Annotated in this window: 11 protein-coding genes; 4 read left to right on the forward strand and 7 right to left on the reverse strand. The window is 73.5% G+C overall.

All coding sequences use genetic code 11. The annotated features are described in order from the left end of the window. Positions 1–167 precede the first annotated feature (167 nt). The 6 genes from mmsB to ACFCZN_RS17275 all read right to left on the reverse strand — a co-directional run bounded on the left by mmsB (position 168) and on the right by ACFCZN_RS17275 (position 15,165). Positions 168–1,346: a multiple monosaccharide ABC transporter permease gene (mmsB, locus tag ACFCZN_RS17250; RefSeq protein ID WP_429766212.1), complete on the reverse strand. Its 1,179-nt coding sequence runs from the start codon at positions 1,344–1,346 to the stop codon at positions 168–170. Next, positions 1,343–2,902 (reverse strand): multiple monosaccharide ABC transporter ATP-binding protein, encoded by a 1,560-nt coding sequence (gene mmsA, locus ACFCZN_RS17255; protein WP_429766211.1) that lies wholly within the window; start codon positions 2,900–2,902, stop codon positions 1,343–1,345. Before mmsA ends, mmsB begins: the two co-directional genes overlap by 4 nt. Before the next feature lie 141 nt (positions 2,903–3,043). Then, positions 3,044–4,204, reverse strand: a complete 1,161-nt coding sequence (chvE, locus tag ACFCZN_RS17260; RefSeq protein WP_429766209.1) for a multiple monosaccharide ABC transporter substrate-binding protein — start codon at positions 4,202–4,204, stop codon at positions 3,044–3,046. 298 nt (positions 4,205–4,502) lie between these two features. Further along, on the reverse strand, positions 4,503–10,364 hold the full coding sequence (pulA, locus tag ACFCZN_RS17265; RefSeq protein ID WP_430557559.1) for a pullulanase-type alpha-1,6-glucosidase: 5,862 nt from the start codon (positions 10,362–10,364) through the stop codon (positions 4,503–4,505). 161 nt (positions 10,365–10,525) lie between these two features. Beyond that, positions 10,526–14,125, reverse strand: a complete 3,600-nt coding sequence (locus tag ACFCZN_RS17270; protein WP_430557560.1) for an ATP-binding cassette domain-containing protein — start codon at positions 14,123–14,125, stop codon at positions 10,526–10,528. A 50-nt stretch (positions 14,126–14,175) separates the two neighbouring features. After that, entirely contained in the window at positions 14,176–15,165 is a 990-nt protein-coding gene (locus ACFCZN_RS17275) for a malate dehydrogenase (protein ID WP_429766203.1), read from the reverse strand. Positions 15,166–15,446: 281 nt separating this feature from the next. On the opposite strand from ACFCZN_RS17275, the gene ACFCZN_RS17280 reads away from it, so the two are divergent. The 3 genes from ACFCZN_RS17280 to ACFCZN_RS17290 all read left to right on the forward strand — a co-directional run bounded on the left by ACFCZN_RS17280 (position 15,447) and on the right by ACFCZN_RS17290 (position 17,835). Next, positions 15,447–16,466 carry an MIP/aquaporin family protein gene (locus ACFCZN_RS17280; RefSeq protein ID WP_429766201.1) on the forward strand — a complete coding sequence of 340 codons (1,020 nt, stop codon included), beginning with the start codon at positions 15,447–15,449 and terminating at the stop codon, positions 16,464–16,466. A gap of 170 nt (positions 16,467–16,636) precedes the next feature. Further along, positions 16,637–16,921 (forward strand): CD225/dispanin family protein, encoded by a 285-nt coding sequence (locus ACFCZN_RS17285; protein ID WP_430557561.1) that lies wholly within the window; start codon positions 16,637–16,639, stop codon positions 16,919–16,921. Further along, on the forward strand, positions 16,885–17,835 hold the full coding sequence (locus tag ACFCZN_RS17290) for a hypothetical protein (protein ID WP_430557562.1): 951 nt from the start codon (positions 16,885–16,887) through the stop codon (positions 17,833–17,835). The genes ACFCZN_RS17285 and ACFCZN_RS17290 overlap by 37 nt, the downstream gene beginning before the upstream one ends. Before the next feature lie 10 nt (positions 17,836–17,845). Here ACFCZN_RS17290 and ACFCZN_RS17295 read toward each other — a convergent pair whose 3' ends face one another. Next, on the reverse strand, positions 17,846–18,208 hold the full coding sequence (locus ACFCZN_RS17295; RefSeq protein WP_429766195.1) for a DUF3017 domain-containing protein: 363 nt from the start codon (positions 18,206–18,208) through the stop codon (positions 17,846–17,848). An 85-nt stretch (positions 18,209–18,293) separates the two neighbouring features. On the opposite strand from ACFCZN_RS17295, the gene ACFCZN_RS17300 reads away from it, so the two are divergent. Next, a complete protein-coding gene (locus ACFCZN_RS17300; protein WP_430557563.1) occupies positions 18,294–19,592 on the forward strand; it encodes an NAD(P)/FAD-dependent oxidoreductase in 1,299 nt (432 codons plus the stop codon). Positions 19,593–19,649 lie beyond the last annotated feature (57 nt).

Below are 19,649 nucleotides of genomic sequence, written 5' to 3' on the forward strand. Positions count from 1 at the left end.
GGAGGAGGGTGGGGTTTTTGTCGTGGAAAGGGGGGGGTTGCGCCCCCACCGGGGGAGTCTTTCTTCTAAGGGGGGGGGGTGGGGGGGGGGAGGAGGGGGGGGGGGGTTTTTCTCCCCCCCCCCCCGCTTCGTGGCGGGATGGTCCGGCCCCGGCCGGACCCCCTTGGTCAGCGCAGCACCGAGGCGCGACGCTTGTTGTAGATGTCGAACGCGACCGCGAGCAGCAGCACCAGACCCTTGACGACCTGCTGCATCGACTGCGGCACGCCCATCAGCTGCATGCCGTTGGACATGACGGCCATGATCAGACCACCGATCATGGCGCCGCCCACGCGGCCGACGCCGCCGGTGGTCGACGCGCCGCCGATGAAGCACGCGGCGATCGCGTCGAGCTCGAACATGTTGCCCGCGCCCGGCTGGGCGCCGTTCATGCGCGAGGAGTAGACGATGCCGGCCACCGAGGCCAGGACGCCCATGTTCACGAAGATCCAGAAGTTGACCTTGCGGACCTTCACGCCGGACAGCTCGGCCGCGTGGCGGTTGCCGCCGACGGCGTAGACGTGCCGCCCGAAGACCGACTTCTGCGTGACGAGCGTGTACGCGATGATCAGCACCGCGAGGATGATGAGCACGATCGGCAGGCCGCGCGAGATGGACAGCTGGAACCCGAACCACATCACCACGGCGGCGACCGCGACGAGCTTGACCACGAACAGCGGCATCGACTCGACCGTCTGCTGGTAGGCGATCTTGCCCTGGCGCGTGCGCCACTGGCTGACGCCGAAGCCGACCACGGCGATGCCGAAGATCACCAGCGTGAAGACGTCGAACCCGTTGCCGCCGAGCAGCCCGTTGAGGAACCCGTTGGCGATGTCGTAGTACGTGCCGCCGAACGGCGACAGCGACTTGTTGTCCAGCACGAGGAACGTCAGGCCGCGGAACAGGAGCATGCCGGCCAGGGTCACGATGAAGCCGGGGATCCCGACGTAGGCGACCCAGAAGCCCTGCCAGATGCCGACCAGGAGGCCGACGACCAGGGCGGCGAGCACGCCCACGTACCAGGGCATGCCCTGACGGATGACGACGACGGCGCTCACGGCCCCGGTGAGGGCGACCACCGAGCCGACGGACAGGTCGATCTGCCCCGCGACGATGATCATCACCATCCCGATCGCGAGGATCAGGATGTACGAGTACTGCAGGACGATGTTCGTGAGGTTCGTCGGCGAGAGGAAGTTCGGGTTCAGTGCGGCGAAGAGCACGACGATCGCCAGGAAGGCGATGACGATGCCGCTCTGGCGCATGTTCCGGGTCAGGATGTCCCGGACCGAGTCGATGGCGTTCATGAGGCGGTTTCCTTCGTGGGCAGGGGCTGGTCGCGCTCGATCGTCATGAGCTCCATGAGGCGCTCCTGCGTCGCCTCGGCGACGGGGAGCTCACCGGTGATCCGACCGAAGGCGAGGGTGTACACGCGGTCGCAGATGCCGAGCAGCTCGGGAAGCTCGGAGGAGATGACGACGACCGCCTTCCCCGCCGCGACCATCTTGTTGATGATCGTGTAGATCTCGAACTTGGCGCCGACGTCGATCCCGCGGGTCGGCTCGTCGAGGATGAGCACGTCGGGGTCGGTGTACAGCCACTTGGACAGCACGACCTTCTGCTGGTTGCCGCCGGAGAGCTTGCCGACGTCGACCAGGACGTTGGGCGTCTTGATGTTGAGGGAGCCGCGGTAGTCCTCGGCGACCCGGAGCTCCTCGTTGCCGTTGACCCAGCCGCGCGGGGCGAGCTTGGGCAGGCCGGCCGCGGAGATGTTGTGCCGGATGTCGTCGATGAGGTTGAGGCCGTAGTGCTTGCGGTCCTCGGTCGCGTACGCGAGGTTGTGCCCGATCGCCTCGGACACGGTGCGGACCTGGATCGGCTTGCCGTCCTTGTAGATCTCGCCGCGGATGTTGCGTCCGTAGGTGCGGCCGAAGATGCTCATCGCGAGCTCGGTGCGCCCGGCACCCATGAGGCCGGCGATCCCGACCACCTCGCCGGCGCGCACGTTGAACGACGCGTCGATGATGATCTGCCGGCCGATCTGCGTGGGGTGGTCGACGCTCCAGTGCTCCACGCGCAGCACCTCGTCGCCGACGACGGACGCGCGCTCGGGGTAGCGGTGCTCGAGGTCACGGCCCACCATGCCGCGGATGATGCGGTCCTGGGTGGAGCCCGGCTCGGACATGTCGATGGTCTCGATGGTCCGGCCGTCGCGGATGATCGTCGTGCGGTCGGCGATCTCCTCGATCTCGTTGAGCTTGTGGGAGATGATGATCGACGTGATGCCGTGCGCCTTGAGCTGGCGCAGCAGCTCGAGCAGGTGCTCGGAGTCGTCGTCGTTGAGCGCAGCGGTCGGCTCGTCGAGGATCAGCAGCTTGACCTCCTTCGAGAGCGCCTTGGCGATCTCGATGAGCTGCTGCTTGCCGACGCCGAGCTGGCCGACGGGCGTCGTCGGGTTCTCGTCCAGGCCGACGCGCTCGAGCAGGGCGTGGGCCTTCCGGTTCGCGGCGTTCCAGTCGATCATCCCGAACCGGTTCCGGGTCTCGTTGCCCAGGAAGATGTTCTCGGCGACCGACAGGTACGGCACCAGGGCGAGCTCCTGGTGGATGATGACGACGCCGCGGTCCTCCGAGTCGTTGATCGACCCGAACTCCGCCGTCGTCCCGTCCAGGATGATCTCGCCGTCGTAGGTGCCGTGCGGGTAGACGCCCGACAGCACCTTCATGAGCGTGGACTTCCCCGCGCCGTTCTCGCCGCAGATGGCGTGGATCTCGCCCTGCTCGACGGTCAGCGTGACGTCGGACAGCGCCTTGACGCCGGGGAACTCCTTGGTGATGGAGCGCATCTCCAGGATCGTGCTCATCTGCGCCCTCGTCCCTCCTTCGGTGGGGTGCGCCGCCGTCGGACACGTCCGCGGCGGCCCCGGGGGCGGGCCCGCCCGTCGTCCGCCCCCGAGCGGGAGCGGCGACGGACGGGCCTGCCCGTGCGGGTCATGACCTGCGGATCAGTCGTCCGCCTGACCGGCCTTGACCTCGTCGGCGGTGTAGTACCCGGCGTCGATCAGCACGGGCTGGATGTCGTCCTTGAACACCGTCTGGACCTCGAGCAGGTACGACGGCACGACCTTCACGCCGTTGTCGTACGTCTTGGTGTCGTTCGCCTCGGGGTCGTTGCCCTCCACGAAGGACTGCGTGGCCTTGACGGCCTGCTCGGCGAGGAGGCGCGTGTCCTTGAAGATCGTCGAGGACTGGACGCCGTCGTCGATGAGCTTGATGTTCGCGATCTCGGCGTCCTGACCGGTGACGACCGGCAGGCCCTTCTCGAGGGTCGGCCCCATGCCCGCGCTCTGGAGCGCGTTGATGATGCCGCGGGAGAGCACGTCGGCCGGCGCGAGCACGCCGTCCAGCTTCTCGCCGCCCTGGTACGTGGAGGTGAGCAGGTCCTCCATGCGCTTCTGGGCCGTCTCGAGCTCCCAGCGCTGCGTCGTGACCTGGCCGAAGTCGGTCTGGCCGGACGGGACGACGATCGTGCCGTCGTCGATGAGCGGCTGCAGCACCGACATCGCGCCGTCGAAGAAGAACCCGGCGTTGTTGTCGTCCGGCGAGCCGGCAAAGAGCTCGATGTTGTACGGGCCCTTCTCGCCGGTCTCCTTGCCGTCGGCGTCGAGGTAGCCCAGGCCGCGGAGCAGGGCGTTGGCCTGCGCCACGCCGACCGCCTCGTTGTCGAACGTCGTGTAGAAGTCGACGTTCTCGCTGTCGCGGATCAGGCGGTCGTACGCGATGACCGGGATGTTCGCCGCGGCGGCCGCGTCGAGCTGGCTGGTCAGCGCGGTGCCGTCGATCGAGGCGATGACGAGGACGTCGACGCCCTCGGTGATCATCGAGTCGATCTGCTGCGTCTGGGTCGGGATGTCGTCGTTGGCGAACTGCAGGTCCACGGAGTAGCCGAGGTCCTCCAGGCCCTTCTTGACGTTGTTGCCGTCCTGGATCCAACGCTCGTAGGTCTGCGTCGGCATCGCGACGCCGATCTTCACGTCGTCGTCGCCGTTGCCCGCGGCGCCGTCGGCACCGCCGCCACCGCCGGCCCCGGAGCCGCCGCACGCGGCGAGTCCCAGCGTCAGCGCCGCACCGGCGGCCACCGCGCCCATCGTCTTGGCGAGTCGCATCCTCGCGCTCCTTCTCGTCGTCGAGTGTCCCCCGGCAGCGACCTTCGCCGCCGGCGCCCGGACGCCGAGGTCTTCCTCGGACGGCCGAGCCGGTCCGCGGTACAGACTGCTGCGTTCGAGTTCCGAAGTCAAAGCCTGGGCGGGTGGAAACCGATAACGATCGTGTCACGCCCCACCGTTGTCAGAGCGAGAGCGCGAGAAGGGCCGCGGGACGGCGTTCCGTCCCGCGGCCCTCCGGGTCCCGCCCCCTCGACAGTTGGTTCGTACGTCGAACACAACCGCGAGGGCGTGCGGTGGCTCAGCGCTGCGGGTCCTCCAGCACCGCCACGGTCCGGGCGGGCACGGTGACCGTGCCCGTGCGCGCGTCCCACCGGGTCCGCTTGACGACCGCGTCGCTCCCCGAGCGCTGCACGCCCGAGAGCCGGAAGTCCCGGCCGCGCAGCCCGGCCAGCTCGAGCGTCACGGGCTCCGGCGACGCGTTGAACACCGTCAGCAGGCCGTCCAGGCGACGGTCGGCGTCACGGCCGACGGTGTCGTCCACCGCCATGGCGACGACGCCGGGCTGCGCGTCCGGCCCCGCCCCCGGGAACGACACCTTCTGCTCGATCGCCGCGGCGCTGCCGAGGCGGAACAGCCGCGTCGAGGACCTCAGCTCGAGCAGCTCGCGCGCCGCGTCGGAGGCCGTCGCGATGTCCGACGGCGCGGGCTTGAGCGCCGGGTCCGCCAGGAGCGGCGCCATCACCGGCCACGCGTCCTCGTTGTCCGCCGCCGGCGGCAGGCCGCGGCCGAAGCCGTTGTCCTGCCCCGACCAGTCGATCGCGTTGAACCAGTCGCCCGAGTCGTAGGAGTTCCGGTCCAGCGACTTCGAGCGCAGCAGGTCCGTGCCCGCGTGCCAGAACGACGGGGTCTGGGCCAGCGCCGTCGTCGCGAGCGACACGGTGTTCATCCGGACCCGGTCCGTCATCGCGGTGTCCTGCGGCAGCTTGAGCGTCAGCAGGTCGAAGAGCGTCTCGTTGTCGTGCGCGTCGACGTACGTGACGACCTCCTCCGGCGAGTCCGCGTACCCCGCGGGCGCGCCGCGGTAGTCGAGGTCCTCCCCCCGCGTCGTCTCGCCGGCGCCGTCGTCCGCCGCCCGGAACGCGTAGTCCCGCAGGTTGCCCGCCAGCCCGAGGCGTACCAGGTCGGTCTGGTGGCCCAGGTCGGCGCGCTCGTCGTCGGAGCCGTCGTTGACGCTGCCGGCGTCGCCCTCGCTGGCCTCGCGACCGTTCGGGTCGGTGAACAGCCCCGTGCCAAAGCCCTGGGTGAACCGCGACGCGGCGTCCACCGGCGACCCGCCGTGCACGGCGTCGCGCAGCCTGTCGCTGAACGTGCCGATGCCCGTCCCGCCGAGCTGCCCCTGCGTGGCCTGCGTGAACAGGGCGTTGTCCGCCACCTCGCCGAAGTTCCAGCCCTCGCCGTACAGGTAGACGGCGGACCCGTCGACGCCGTCCTTGCGGACGGTCAGGCCGTCGAGCGCCTCGCGCACGGCCAGCATGTTCTCCTTCGAGTGGTGGCCCATGAGGTCGAAGCGGAAGCCGTCCACCTTGTAGTCGCGGGCCCACGTGACCACCGAGTCGACCATGAGCTTGCCCGCCATCGCGTGCTCGGTGGCGACGTTCTGGCAGCAGGTGCTGGTCTCCACGGCGCCCGTCGTCGGGTTCAGCCGCTGGTAGTAGCCCGGCACGACCCGGTCGAGGACGCTCTTCGCGTCCTGCCCGCTCGCCGCAGTGTGGTTGAACACCTGGTCGAGCACCACCTGCAGGCCCGCGTCGTGCAGCGAGCCCACCATCGTGCGGAACTCGGCCACGCGGGCACCCCCCTCGGCATCGACGGCGTACGAGCCCTCGGGGACCGAGAAGTGGAACGGGTCGTAGCCCCAGTTGAAGCCGTCGCTCGCCGCGACGTCGCCGACCGCCGCCTGCTGCTCCTCGCCGTCGGGCGCGAACCCGGACAGGTCGGGCGTGGTCGCCTGGTCCGCACGGTCCTCGGGGATCGTCGCGATGTCGAACGTCGGCAGCAGGTGCACCGTCGTCATGCCCGCGTCGGCCAGCTCGCGCAGGTGCGCCATGCCGTCCGAGCGCCGCTGCGCGAACGCGAGGTACGTGCCGCGCTCCTTCGCCGGCACGGTCTCGTCGGAGATCGAGAAGTCGCGCACGTGCAGCTCGTAGATCGTCTGGTCCACGGCCCGGTCGACGACGGGCTGGCGCGCGTGGCGCCAGACCTTCGGCTGCCAGCGCTTGTCGTCCAGGCCGACGACGACCGAGTGCGTCGAGTCGAGCGTGAGGCCGACCGAGTACGGGTCGGTGACGTCGTTCGTCTCGACCTTCCCCGTGCCCGGCACGTAGACCGTCACCGCGTACCGGTAGCGGGCGCCGTCCCAGGCGAGCCGCTTCGCCGCCCGCTTGCCGTCGAGCGTCCACGAGCCGTCACGCTCGCGCACCGCGTCGAAGCGCTCGGGGTCCTCGCCCAGGTCGCGGCCGGCGGGCCACACCAGGAGGTCGACGTCCTGCGCCGTCGGCGCCCAGAGCGCGAACGAGGCCCACCGGCCGCTCGGGTGCCGCTGCGCGCCGAACGTACGCTTCGACGCCTGCTCGCTGTACAGGTCGTCGAGGACGCCGGGCACCTGCACGCCCGTCGCCGCGGACAGCCCCTCGCCCGAGGCCCGGGTGACCAGCAGCTGGCCGGTCAGGAGCTCCTCGACCGCCGCGCGGCCCAGCGGCTTCCCGTCGTCGCCCACCGGCGCGAGGGCCGTGTGGCCCGCGAGCGCCGGGAAGTCGCGCGCGACGTCGTCGGGCACGTCCCCCGCGGGGGCCAGGTCGTAGGACGCGGCACCCTCCGGCAGGTCGCCGCCGTCCGGCCCCCGCACCTCGCCGTCCGCGACCGCCAGGCCGCCGTCGGGCGCGGTCCACAGGGTCCAGTCGTCGCCGGAGCCGAGGTCGCCGGGCGCGAGCACCACGCCCTGACGGACCCAGTGCGCGGCCTGCTGCCCCGTGCCCGGCAGCGGCGGGTTCTCCACGCCGATCGTCAGGACGTGCGACGCGAGGTCGTAGGAGAACGCCACCGTCTCGCCCTCGCCCACGCTGAAGGAGTAGTTGGCGCCGTCGGGCGCGCCGCCGACGCCGTAGTTCTCGGCCCAGCTCAGCCCGTGCGCCACCTTCGCCTCGTACGCGCCGGCGGCCAGGTCGTCGGTGGACCAGGTGTACGTGCCGTCGCCGTCCGGGTCCTTGAGCCACGACGCGAGGCAGTCGGGCGCCCAGGAGGAGGAGCAGCCCACCTGGTCCTGGAACGACCCGGCCAGCGTGACGACCGGGCCCTGCGCGGTGGACGAGAAGTCGTGGCTCACCGGGTCCCAGTAGAACGTGACCTCGCCGCCGTCGTGCGAGTACGTGGCGTTGCCGCCGTCGCGCACTCCCCCGACGCCGTAGTTGACGTCCCACGACCCGTTCACGGCGACCTTGTACTCGTAGTCGCCCTCCGGCAGGTCGAAGGTGCCCTCCCACACGCCGTCCGGGCGCTCGGTGAGGCGCGCGCCCTCGCAGTCCGGGGTCCAGTCGCCGGCGCAGCCCATCTCGCTGTTGTGGCTGCCGGGCACGGTCACCAGGTCGATCTCGGGCTCGGGCTCCTCGTCGCCGACCACGCCGGACACGTCGACGCCGACGGAGGCGAAGGTCGAGGCGGCCGCGCGCTCGCCGTCGGCGTCCTGCGTCACGGCGCGGTACTCGACGAGGGTGCCCTCGGCCAGGCCCTTCGCGTCGTGGAAGACGCGCGGCGTCGTGTCCTCGGCCGTGCCGAGCGGGTTCCACCGGGACGTACCGACCTCGCGCCACGCGAAGGACGTCTCCGCCCACGCGTCGTCGTCGACGTCCGCCGCCACCGCCGCGGTGCCGGTGACCGCCGCGCCCGCCGCCGGGACGACGACGTCCAGCGTGCCGTCGGAGTCCGCGCCCACCGTGCGGTCGGCGCGCAGCACCAGGGCCGACGTCGCCGGGACGCTGACGGTGACCTCGCCGGCGTCGTCCGCGGTCACCGGCTCCCCGTCGCCGTACAGCACCTCGTACGACGCGCCCGGGGTGAGGGTCGTGAAGGTCGCGTTCTTCTCCTGCGCCGCGTTGTTGACGGCGACCAGGTGCTCGACCTTCTCCGTGCGGTCCACGCGGCTGAACGCGTAGATCCCGGCGCCGTTCTCCGCGTACCGCTCGACCTGTGCGCCGGTCGCGAGCGCCGGGTGCGCCTCGCGCAGAGCCGCCAGCTCGGCGATGCGGGAGTACAGCGGCGCGTCGGTGGCGTAGCGGTCCACGCTGCCCGCCTGCTCGCCCGTGACGAGCGGCTGGTCGGCGTACTCGTCGACCTGCGTGGCGAAGAGGGTCTGCCGGGCGTCCTTGTCCCCTCCGGTGCCGGCGAAGCCCTGCTCGTCGCCGTAGTACACGACCGGCTGGCCGCGCGTGAGGTACATGAGATCGTGCGCCAGCTCGTCACGGGCCAGCGGCTCGTCGGTGCCGGCGAGCATGTAGCCCACGCGGCCCATGTCGTGGTTGCCGAGGAACGTCGGCAGCGCGGACGCGGACCTCGTCGGCGTCGTGTACCGGTCGTCGCTCGCGAACAGGCTCGCCAGGCCGCGCGCGCTGTTGCCGCTCGCGTAGCTGGTCGCGGCCGCCTGGAAGGAGAAGTCGAGCACCGAGCTCATGTCGGTGTCGCGCACGTACGGCGACGTCTTGGCGGCGTCGGCGTCGTAGACCTCGCCGAACATGAAGAAGTCGTCCTTGCCCTGCGCGTGGGCGTAGTCCATGACCTCGGCCGACCACGTCTCCCAGAACTCCGGGTTCACGTGCTTGACCGTGTCGATGCGGAAGCCGTCGATGCCGAGGTCGATCCAGTCGGAGTACACGCCGACGAAGCCCTGCACGACGCGCGGGTCCTCCGTCATGAGGTCGTCCAGGCCGTCGAAGTCGCCGTACGTGACCGACTCCCCCGTCCACGTCGAGTTGCCCCGGTTGTGGTAAAGCGTCGGGTCGTTGAGCCAGGCCGGGACCTTGACGTCGGAGTCCTCGGGCGCGATCACCGGCGTGTACGGGAACGACGTCGCGGCGTCGAGCTCGGGGAAGTCGTCCGAGCCCGCGACGTCGCCCGGGTCGAAGGTGTTCCCGGCGGCGTCGGTGTAGGGCGACGTCGCCTGGTCGACGTACCCGTACTCCCCCTCGGCGTAGTCGATGACGTCGGCCGTGTGGTTGGTGATGATGTCGAAGTAGACCTTGATGCCCTTGCCGTGGGCCTCGTCGATCAGTGCGCGCAGCTCGTCGTTGGTGCCCAGGTGCGGGTCGATCCGCGTGAAGTCCGTGATCCAGTAGCCGTGGTAGCCCGCGCTCGCGTCGTCGCCCGTGCCCTGCACCGGGCGGTTGAGGAACGACGGCGTCAGCCAGATCGCGGTGGTGCCCAGGCCCTCGATGTAGTCGAGCTTCTCGCGCAGGCCGGCGATGTCCCCGCCCTGGTAGAAGCCCTTGTCGGTCGGGTCGAAGCCGGTCGCGAGCCGGTCGCCGTCGATCCCGCCGGTGTCGTTCGAGTCGTCGCCGTTCGCGAAGCGGTCGGTCATGACGAAGTAGAACCGCTCGTCCGAGCCCGCCTGCCGCACCGGCGGCACCACCAGGTCGGCGTCCGTCGCGTCGTCGTAGGCGCCGGCCAGCGTCAGCGGCGTGAGCGCGACGCGGTGCGTGGTGTCGTCGTAGCTGACCCGCACGCGCGCGTCGCCGCCCAGCACCAGGGGCGCGTTCTCGCCGGTGCCCTCGCGCCCGTAGGACTCGTCCCAGGCGCCGTCGAGCGCGACCTTGTACTCGTACGTCCCGGCCGGCAGGTCGACGTCGGCGCCGAACGTGCCGTCGCCGGCGGGCGCGAGGGTGGTGGCGGCACAGGTCGGGTCCCAGTCCTCGGCGCAGCCGAGCTCCGTCTGGAGGCTCCCGACCAGGGTGGCGGTGCGGTCCGCGGCGCCCGCCGGGGGCGCCGTCGTGAGGGCGAGCCCGCCGAGGCCGGCGGACAGCGCGGGGACGGTGAGCGCGACGGCGGTCAGCGATGCCGCCGCGCGACGGGTCGGGCGCCTTCGGGGGGCGCGGGCCTGGGCAGCACGAGGCATGGAGGACTCCTTCGTCGTCCGGGCGCGCGGAGGTCGCGACCCGCGGCGACTGTACCGTTGCAGCAACCTTGCAGCAACAGGTCCGCCGACACCTGTGGGCGCCCGTGTGGCGCCATTCCCTGGGGAATAGCGCCACACGAACGCCCACGACGGAACTACGCTCAGCCCGCCAGGTGCCCCCAGCGCGGCGCGAGCTCGCGCCACGGCCCGACCTCGGCGATCTCGCCGTCGGCGAGGACGACGACGCGGTCGGCACGCGACAGGGCCGCGCGCTTGGACGTCGCGCCGACGACGGTGGTGCCGCGCTCGCGCAGCGACGCCCACAGCTCGATCTCCGTGGTGGCGTCCAGCGCGCTGGAGACGTCGTCGGCCAGCAGCAGCTCGGCGTCCGTCGCCAGCGCGCGGGCGAGCGCGAGCCGCTGCACCTGGCCGCCGGACAGCCGCACCCCGCGGTGGCCGACCAGCGCGTCCGGACCACCAGCCTCGTCCACGTCCTGCCCCAGGCGCGCGGAGGCGACCGGGCCGTCGACGTCGCGCTCGTGGTCCAGGCGCACGTTCTCGCTGAACGTGCCGGACAGCACCCGCGGCACCTGCGCGACGTGCGCGACCTGCCCCGGGCGCAGGAACGCCTGGGCGTCCTCGACGTCCCGCTCGTTCCAGCGGATCCGGCCCGTGTGCTCCATGAGGCCGCTCAGCGCGGACAGCAGGCTCGACTTGCCCGAGCCGACCTGGCCGAGCAGCAGCACGAGCTCGCCGCGCCGCACCTCCAGGTCCACCCCCGACACCCCGATGGTGCCGTCGTCGTGCACGGCGGTCACGCCCTCGAGGCGCAGCCGCTCCAGCGCCTCGCGCGGGCCCGCGGCCGGTCGGGGCGCGTCGCCGGTGAGCAGGTCGACGCCCGCGGGCAGGTCCATGAGGTCGGCCCCCGCGGCGAACCGGCCGGTGGCCCGCTGCCACGACCGGGTGCCGGGCGCCTCCGTCACGACCGCCCCCGCCACCACGCCGAACCAGCCGAACCCGTTCACGGCGTTCGCGACGAGCAGCGCGGTCGCCAGCCCCCACGTGCCGGTGAGCAGGCCCGCCCAGGCCGCCACGACGCCGAGTTGCACCATGATCATCGGCACGCCGTCGAGGGCGGCCTGGATCCGGTGCTCGAAGATCGCGGCCCGGACGCGGCCGCCGTCCACCTCGCGCAGGTGCGCGTGCACCTGCGGGGTCCGCGCGGCGAGCTTCACCGTGCGCGCGGAGTCGAGCGCGGAGACGAGGGCCCGGCCGAACCGGGCGCGAGCGGCAGACGACCGGGTGGCCGAGCGGCCCGCGATCGGCCGACCGACCGCCGACGCGGCCGCCGAGACCACCATGACGGCCAGCAGCACGCCGCCGGCCAGCCACGACCCGCTGAGCAGCGCCGTCACGCCGGCGATGACCAGGCCGTTGACGAAGTCGACCCAGCGGTCCGAGTAGCGCACGAACCGGTCGGAGTCCATGGCGCGGGCCACGACCTCGCCGGGCGGGGTGGCGCGCAGCCGCTCCTGGCGCGTCTGCCCCACCATCACCGCCATCCGGACGCGCAGCAGCACCTCCACCCACCACCGTGGGTAGACGTACAGCGCCCACGCGAGCGCCAGCGGCGCGACGACGAGGAGCACCGCGAACGCGACCATGAGCGCGGTGGGGAAGCCGGCGTCGAGCCCCTCGACCGCCCGCCCCCAGAGGAACCCGGTGAGGGCACCCTGCGCGGAGACGAGGCTCGCCACGAGGAAGAGCGCCGCGCCGACCACGCCCCACGCGGGGCGCACGAACAGCGCGTGCAGGACGCCGCGCGCCAGGCTCGGGCCCTCGCCCGGGTCGGCGAGGTCCGGCGCCGCGCCGCGGCGGCGCTTGCCGCCCACGTCGTGGGACGCCGCCTGCGCGGACTCCACCGTGCTCGGCGCCGTGCCCGACGGCGCGCTCGACGGCGTCGACCGGTGACCGGTGAGCCCCGACGCGACCTCCTCGGCGGCACCGGCGCTCGCGACGGGTGCGTCCGCGGCGTCGCTCGCCAGGAGCAGGTCGCGGTACGGGCCGTCCTCGCGGGCGAGCCTCGCCCGGGGGCCCAGCTGCACGACCCGGCCGTGGTCGAGCGCGGCGAGCAGGTCCGCCCGCTCGATGGTCGTCAGCCGGTGGGCGACCAGCACGCCCGTGCGGCCGGCGAGCAGCCGCTCGGACGCCGCGACCACGCGGGCCTCGGTGAGCGGGTCCATGCGCGCCGTCGCCTCGTCGAGCACCACCACCTGGACGTCGCGCACCAGCAGGCGCGCGAACGCGACGAGCTGCTCCTCCCCCGCGGACAGCGACGTGCCGCCCGGACCGAGCAGCGTGTCGAGCCCGTCGGGCAGGCCCGACACCCAGGCCTCCAGGCGCAGCTCGCGCACGGCCGCCTCGACGTCCTCGCGCGGGACGTCGGCGAACAGCGCGACGTTCTCGGCGAGCGTGCCGGCGAGGATCTCGGTGCGCTGCGTGACGACGCCCACCGCGGCGCGCAGCTTCTGCAGGTCGAGGTCGCGCACGTCGACGCCGCCGAGGAACACCGTGCCTGGCTCCGGCTCGACGGCGCGCGACAGCAGCGACGCGAGCGTCGACTTCCCGGAGCCGGTGCGCCCGACGAGCGCCACCGTCTGCCCCGCGGGGACGCGGAGGTTCACGCCCTGCAGCGCGAAGGTGCCCTCGGCGTACGAGAAGTGCAGGTCGCGCAGCTCGATGCCCACCGGGCCCTCGGGCAGGTCGCGCCCGCCGCTCGGCTCCGGCTCGACCGACAGCATCTGCCGGATGCGCGTGATGGCGCCCAGCCCTTCCTGGATGTCCGGCAGGTGGTGGATGAGGTTGTCCACCTGGCCCACGAACATCGACGTGACCAGGAACAGCGTCACGAGGTCCTGGACGGCGAGCGTGCCGCCCGACGCCAGCGCGGCCCCGGCCACGGCGACGCCGGCGAGCAGCGCGGCGAGCACCAGGCCGGCCCGGCGCAGCATCTTCGACTCGACGACGACCACGTCGCGGAACTTGCGGTGCACGTCCGCCGAGCGCTGCGCCAGGCGGCGGATGGCGAACGGCTGGCCGAGGCTGGTGCGCAGGTCGTCGCGGGCGGCCACCGACTCCTCGAACGCGGCCGCGTGGTCGGTCCAGGCCGCCTCCTCGATCACCTTGCGGCGGGCGATCTCGCCCAGCATCGGGCGCACGAGGACGCCCGCGAGCGCGCCCAGCAGCGGGAACAGGATCCACGCCGGCCACCAGGTGACGCCGGCGACCACGTACATCGGCACGACGCCGACCACCGTGCGGCCCGCGCCCCACAGCTGGCGGCGCACGAGCGTTCCGACGGCGTGCGTGTCGTCGTCGACCCGGTCGAGCACCTCGCCCACGGCCTGCTCGGTGAGCGTGCCGAGCGGCTGGTGCAGCGCCGCGGTGAGCAGGTCGCCGCGCAGCCGCCCCTCGGCGCGGTCGACGACGCCCGCCCACACGACCTGCCCGGCCGTGTCGAACAGGGCGGCGCCGACCACGCAGAGCGCGAGCAGCGTCAGCAGCGCCCCCGTCGGGTCCTCCGCGAGGCGGCCCGCGACGACGGTGCCGAGCGCGGCACCCACCGCTCCGAGGGTGAGCGCGACCATCGCGACCGCGGCGACGGGCCCGCGCAGCCTCCGCCAGTCGAGGCGGCGGGACGGGTCCGTCGGCGTGGTCGTGGTGGAGGTGTGTTCCGCGCGCGCGGCAGGGGCGTCGATCATGGCCCGAGAAGCCTATGCGGCGCCCCCGACGCTCCGCCGCAGAATTTCCGTCAGATCAGGCCGAGGGCGCGCACGGCGTCCCGCTCCTCGGAGAGCTCCTGCACGCTGGCCGCGATCCGCTCGCGGGAGAAGTCGTCGATCTCGAGGCCCTCGACGACCTCCCACGCACCGCCCGACGACGTCACCGGGAACGACGAGACCAGGCCCTCCGGCACCCCGTACTGCCCGGTCGACCACAGGCCCGCGCTGGTCCAGTCGCCCTCGGGCGTGCCCTGCACCCAGTCGTGGACGTGGTCGATCGCCGCGTTCGCCGCGGACGCCGCCGACGACGCCCCGCGCGCGTCGATGATCGCGGCGCCGCGCTTGGCCACCGTCGGGATGAAGTCGTCCGCGAGCCAGAGCTTGTCCTCGTCCGCGTACCGGGCGCCCGGCGTGCCCGCGACGTCGGCCCGGAACACGTCCGGGTACTGGCTCGCGGAGTGGTTGCCCCAGATCGTCACGCGGCGCACCTGCGAGACCGGCACGTCCGCCCGCTTCGCGAGCTGGGAGAGCGCGCGGTTGTGGTCGAGGCGCGTCATCGCCGTGAAGCGGTCCTTCGGCACGTCGGGCGCGTTCGACGCCGCGATCAGCGCGTTCGTGTTGGCCGGGTTGCCCACGACCAGGACCCGCACGTCGTCGGCCGCGCCCGCGTTGATGGCCCGGCCCTGCGGCCCGAAGATGCCGCCGTTCGCCTCGAGCAGGTCCGCCCGCTCCATGCCCGGGCCGCGCGGCCGGGCGCCCACCAGCAGGGCGACGTTCGTGCCCGCGAAGCCCGCCGTGGGGTCGTCGTGGATGTCGATGCCGGCCAGCAGCGGGAAGGCGCAGTCGTCGAGCTCCATCGCGGTCCCCTCCGCGGCCTTCACCGCCTGCGGGATCTCCAGCAGCCGCAGCCGCACGGGCGTGTCGGGGCCGAGCATCGCGCCCGACGCGATCCGGAAGAGCAGCGCGTACCCGATCTGGCCCGCCGCCCCGGTGACGGTGACGTTCACTGGTGTGGTCATGCCCCTACTCTGACGCAGCCGGGCGCCGGGGTCGACCGCCACCCCGGCCCGGCCCTCGACGTCGCCGCCGCCCGGCGCGCCGACCGTCGTGGTGGAGCGCGACCTGGGACGACGCGCGGTAACGTGCCAGGAGCGCCACCGTCGGCCCGCGCTCAGCAACCGTTCAGACCACGGTGGAAGCATGCCCGCGCAGCCGGCCGTGAGGCCGGTCACGCACGACCGGCCCTCCCACCGCGGGGGGCACACCGAGACGCCCGTCTCCCGAGCAGAGAAGGACCCTCATGTCCCAGGACATCGCCGCCGAGGGCGGTACGGCTCCGGCCGACGTCGACACGGCGGCAGGAGCCCCGCAGCACGGCCTGTTCGCCCGGCTCGCCGCCGAGGCCTTCGGCACGTTCGTGCTGGTGCTCGGCATCGTCGGCACCGCCACTTTCAACCTGTTCAACAACGGTCAGATCATCACCGTCGCGCTCGCGGGCGGGATCCTCGTCATGGGCGCCATCGCCGCGGTCGGCGGCGTCTCCGGCGGCCACTTCAACCCCGCCGTGACCTTCGGCCTGACGCTCGCCGGCCGTTCCGCGTGGCGCGACCTGGTGCCGTACTGGGCCGCCCAGCTCGTGGGCGGCACCGCGGCCGCGGCCGTGATGTTCTCGATCATCCCGGAGTCGGTGCTCCCGTTCGCTCAGGCGACGAGCAAGGCCGAGCTCTTCCAGGGCACGGCCAACGGCTTCGGATCGCACGCGCCCGCCGCCACGCTCACCGCCGCGGCGGCGCAGCAGGGCGGCGCCCCCGTCGAGTTCACGATGTGGGCCGCGATCCTCGTCGAGGTGATCGTCACCGCCGTCTTCGTGGGGATCATCCTCGGCGTGACCAGCAAGCGCACGTCGGTCACGTTCGCCCCGGTGGTCATCGGCCTGTCCCTCGGCGCGCTGATCATCGTCGCCTGGCCGGTCACCAACGCCTCGCTCAACCCGGCGCGGTCGTTCGCCTCGGCGGTGTTCGGCGGAGGCTGGACGTGGGGCCAGCTGTGGGTGTTCGTCGTCGCCCCCCTGGTGGGAGCGGCACTCGCCGCCCTGTTCGCCCGGGCGTTCCAGCCGGTGCCCGCCCTCGCGCTGACCGAGGTCGAGTACACGGCCGTGACGGTCGAGGAGCGGACCGCCCCCGAGCACGACGTCGTCGACGACGGCGCCCTTCCGACGGCGTCGGAGGTCGACGAGAACGAGGGCGAGTGGGACGGGCAGGACGTCGACGACGCCAAGCCCGGCACCGACGAGCCGAAGGGCGACGCGCCGCGCGCCTGACGCCCCGACGCACGAGGGCCGGTACCCGCAGGGTGCCGGCCCTCGTGGCGTCCGCGCAGGATTTCACCCGCGGGGCGCAGAGCGCGAAGTCGGACCTCTGGTACAAATGGCGCGCCGCTGGTCGTTGCGGCCACCGATGGCTCGGTGCCCGTTCCCGATCGGAGTCGCCGTTGACCCCGTCCGTACCGCCGTCGTCCGTCCCTCCCGGGCGCGACGTGCACCTCGCCACCGGCTGGGCCGTGGCCGCCGCGATCCTGTGCTGGCCGCTCGGCGTCCCGGCGCTCCTCGGAGCCCAGCGGGCGGCCCGGGCGATCGGCTCCGGGGACCTCGCCGCCGCGACGACGCACGCCCGGGCCGCGCGACGGTTCGGGATCGCGGCCGTCGTCGTCAGCGCCGCCGGGTGCGCACGGCGGGGATCGTGGCCGTCGTCGTCGGTCTCCTGGCCCGCGCGGTGAGCGTGGCGGTCCTCGTCGCCGCCGTCGGGCTGGTGGACGACGTGCGCCCGCTCCTCACCGGTCTGGCCGGCCCGCCGTCGTCATCGGCGTCGTCATCGGCGTCGTCATCGTCGACGTCGGCGGCGGACCCGTTGACGCTGCCCCCGGCGAAGGGGGCCGCACCGGCCGGCCTCACCGGGGACGTGACGTTCGCGGACGCGAAGCCGTGGCGGATGCTCGCCCCCGGCGACTGCTTCGCGCAGGCAGAGCTCCACGGGATCGTGCCGCTCGTCCCGTGCGGGGACGACACCGCGTCCACCGTGTTCTACGCCGGGCCCTCCGGTCCCGCCTGGCCGGGCGACGAGGTCGGCGGCCAGATCGCGTCGGAGGTCTGCGACGGTGCCCTCGAGGACCTGGGGCGGAGCCCGCTGGAGGTGCCCTACGCACGCTGGTTCACGGCGAAGGACGGCTGGGACTTCTGGCCCCACCTCGTGTGCGCGGCCGCGCCGGCCGCGGGCGACCCCGCGCCCGCGCCGCCCCCGACCGACACCCGCGCGCCTGCGGACGGCGGCCCCCGTCACCTGAGCATCGCCCTGTCCCCCACGTGCTTCGACGCCACCCGGTTGACCAGGTGGGGCGACCTCGTGGTGCCTCTGGTCGAGTTCTGCGACGAGCCGCACACCGGTCAGGTGTTCGCCGAGCACCGCATCGGCGTCGAGGTCGCCGAGAACGACGCCACGATCTGGGCGGCGGGGCGCGCCTCCTGCGCGGAGGCGTGGGCCGAGTTCGTCGGCGGCGAGTACGCCGGTCCGCCGCTCGAGGTGTGGACGGTGGTCCCCGAGTTCAGCGAGTGGGGGGACGGCTGGCGCAGCGTCACCTGCGCGGTCACCTCCGAAGAGCCGCTCACCGCGAGCCTCGCGGGCTCGGCGGGCTGATCGCGGGCGCTCAGCCCAGGCCGGGGGCGGTCAGGGCCAGCACGCCGATGACGACGGCGCCACCCCAGCACAGGAAGACGTCGAAGCCCCGGCTCCGCACGACCAGCCCGACAGGCCCGGTGGCCGACGTGGCCCGCCACGTGCCCGCGACGGCGAGGGTCAGCGCGATGGTGCCGGTGCCGACGCGGGCCCCGACCAGCACGCCGAGCACGACGGCGAGCACGATGCCGGCGAGCACGGTGACGATGGCGCGCTCGGGACCGGGCAGAGGGCGCGCCGGCTCCTCGCCCTTCGCCCCGACCGTGTGCCACGCGGGCGCGGGCTCGGCCCCTCCGGGGTCACGCGGAGGGTCGGGCAGCGCACGGGGATCCACGGCAGCCGAGCCTACCGTCGCGCGACCGCGGCGAGCGTCGGACCTCCACGCCCGCGGGGTCTCGCCGAGAGCTACGGTGAGGACCGTGCCCGAGCCGACCTCCGACGTCTCTCCCCGTCCGCCCCTCCGGTCCGTCGTCGTGGTGGGCGCCGGCCTCGCCGGCGCGCAGACCGTCGCCGCGCTGCGGGCGCACGGCTTCGACGGGCGGATCACGCTGCTCGGCGCGGAGGGCGTGCCCCCGTACGACCGCCCGCCGCTCTCCAAGGAGCTGCTGACGCGGCCCGAGCCGGTGTGGCTGAGCGCGGACCTCGGCGTCGACGTCGAGGCGCTGGCCGACGACGTGCGGCTCGCCGAGCCCGCCCTGTCGCTGGCCTCGCGGCCGGACGGCGTGGTCGTCACGACCGCACGGGGCGAGGTCGCGGCCGACGCCGTCGTGCTCGCGGTGGGCTCCGTCCCGGTCGTCCCGCCGGGGTTCTCCGCGTCGTCGCTGCTGCACACGGCCGCCGACGCCGACCGCCTGCGGGCGGCCCTGCGCGCCGACGACGGGCTGCGCCTGGTGATCGTGGGCGCGGGCTGGATCGGCGCCGAGGTCGCGGGGGTCGCCGCGGGCGCCGGGGCGGACGTCACGGTGCTCGAGGCGGCGGACGCCCCGTTGTCGCGCCAGCTGGGCCGCGACGTCGGGGCGCTCCTCGCGGGCTGGTACGGGGCCGCCGGGGTGCGCCTGCGCACGGGCGCCGCGGTGACGGCCGTGGAGGGCTCCGGCGTGGTCCTCGCCGGCGGCGATCACGTTCCGGCGGACCTCGTGCTCACCGCCGTGGGCGCGCGGCCGGCGTCGGGCTGGCTGGACGGCACGCTGCCCCTGGACGGGCGCGGCGCGCTCCTCGTGGACGGCGACGGCCGCGTCCCCGGCCATCCCCGCGTCTGGGCGGTCGGCGACGTCGCGTCGCGCGCGCACCCCGTGTTCGGCACGGTGCCGGGCGGGCACTGGTCGGCCGCGCTGCACGACCCCGACCCCACCGTGCGCGCCATGCTCGGCGTCGAGCCGGCCGGCACCGGGCACGCGCCGTACGTCTTCTCGCAGCAGCTCGGGCACGACCTGGCGCTGCTGGGCCTGCCGACCACCGCCGGGCCCGACGCCTCCCCCGTGGTGCTGCGCGGCACCCCCGGCGAGGGCCCCTGGGCGGCGCTCTACCTGGACCCGGCGGAGAGCAGGGGGCCCGAGGACGCGCCCGACGGTGTCGCGACCGTCCGGGCCGTCCTCCTCGTGGACTCGCCCCGCGACGTCGGCGGCGTCCGGCGCCTCATGAGCCGCGGCGAGCCGCTGCGCCTGGACCTGGCCCGCGCCACCGACCCCGCCATCAAGCTGAAGGACGCCGCGAGATAGAGAACCCCGGACCGCGAGATAGAGAGGCTCGGTCGGGACCGCACCCGGGTGCGGTCC

The organism is Isoptericola sp. NPDC056134, assembly GCF_042264825.1.
GTDB classification, from domain to species: Bacteria; Actinomycetota; Actinomycetes; order Actinomycetales; family Cellulomonadaceae; genus Isoptericola; species Isoptericola nanjingensis.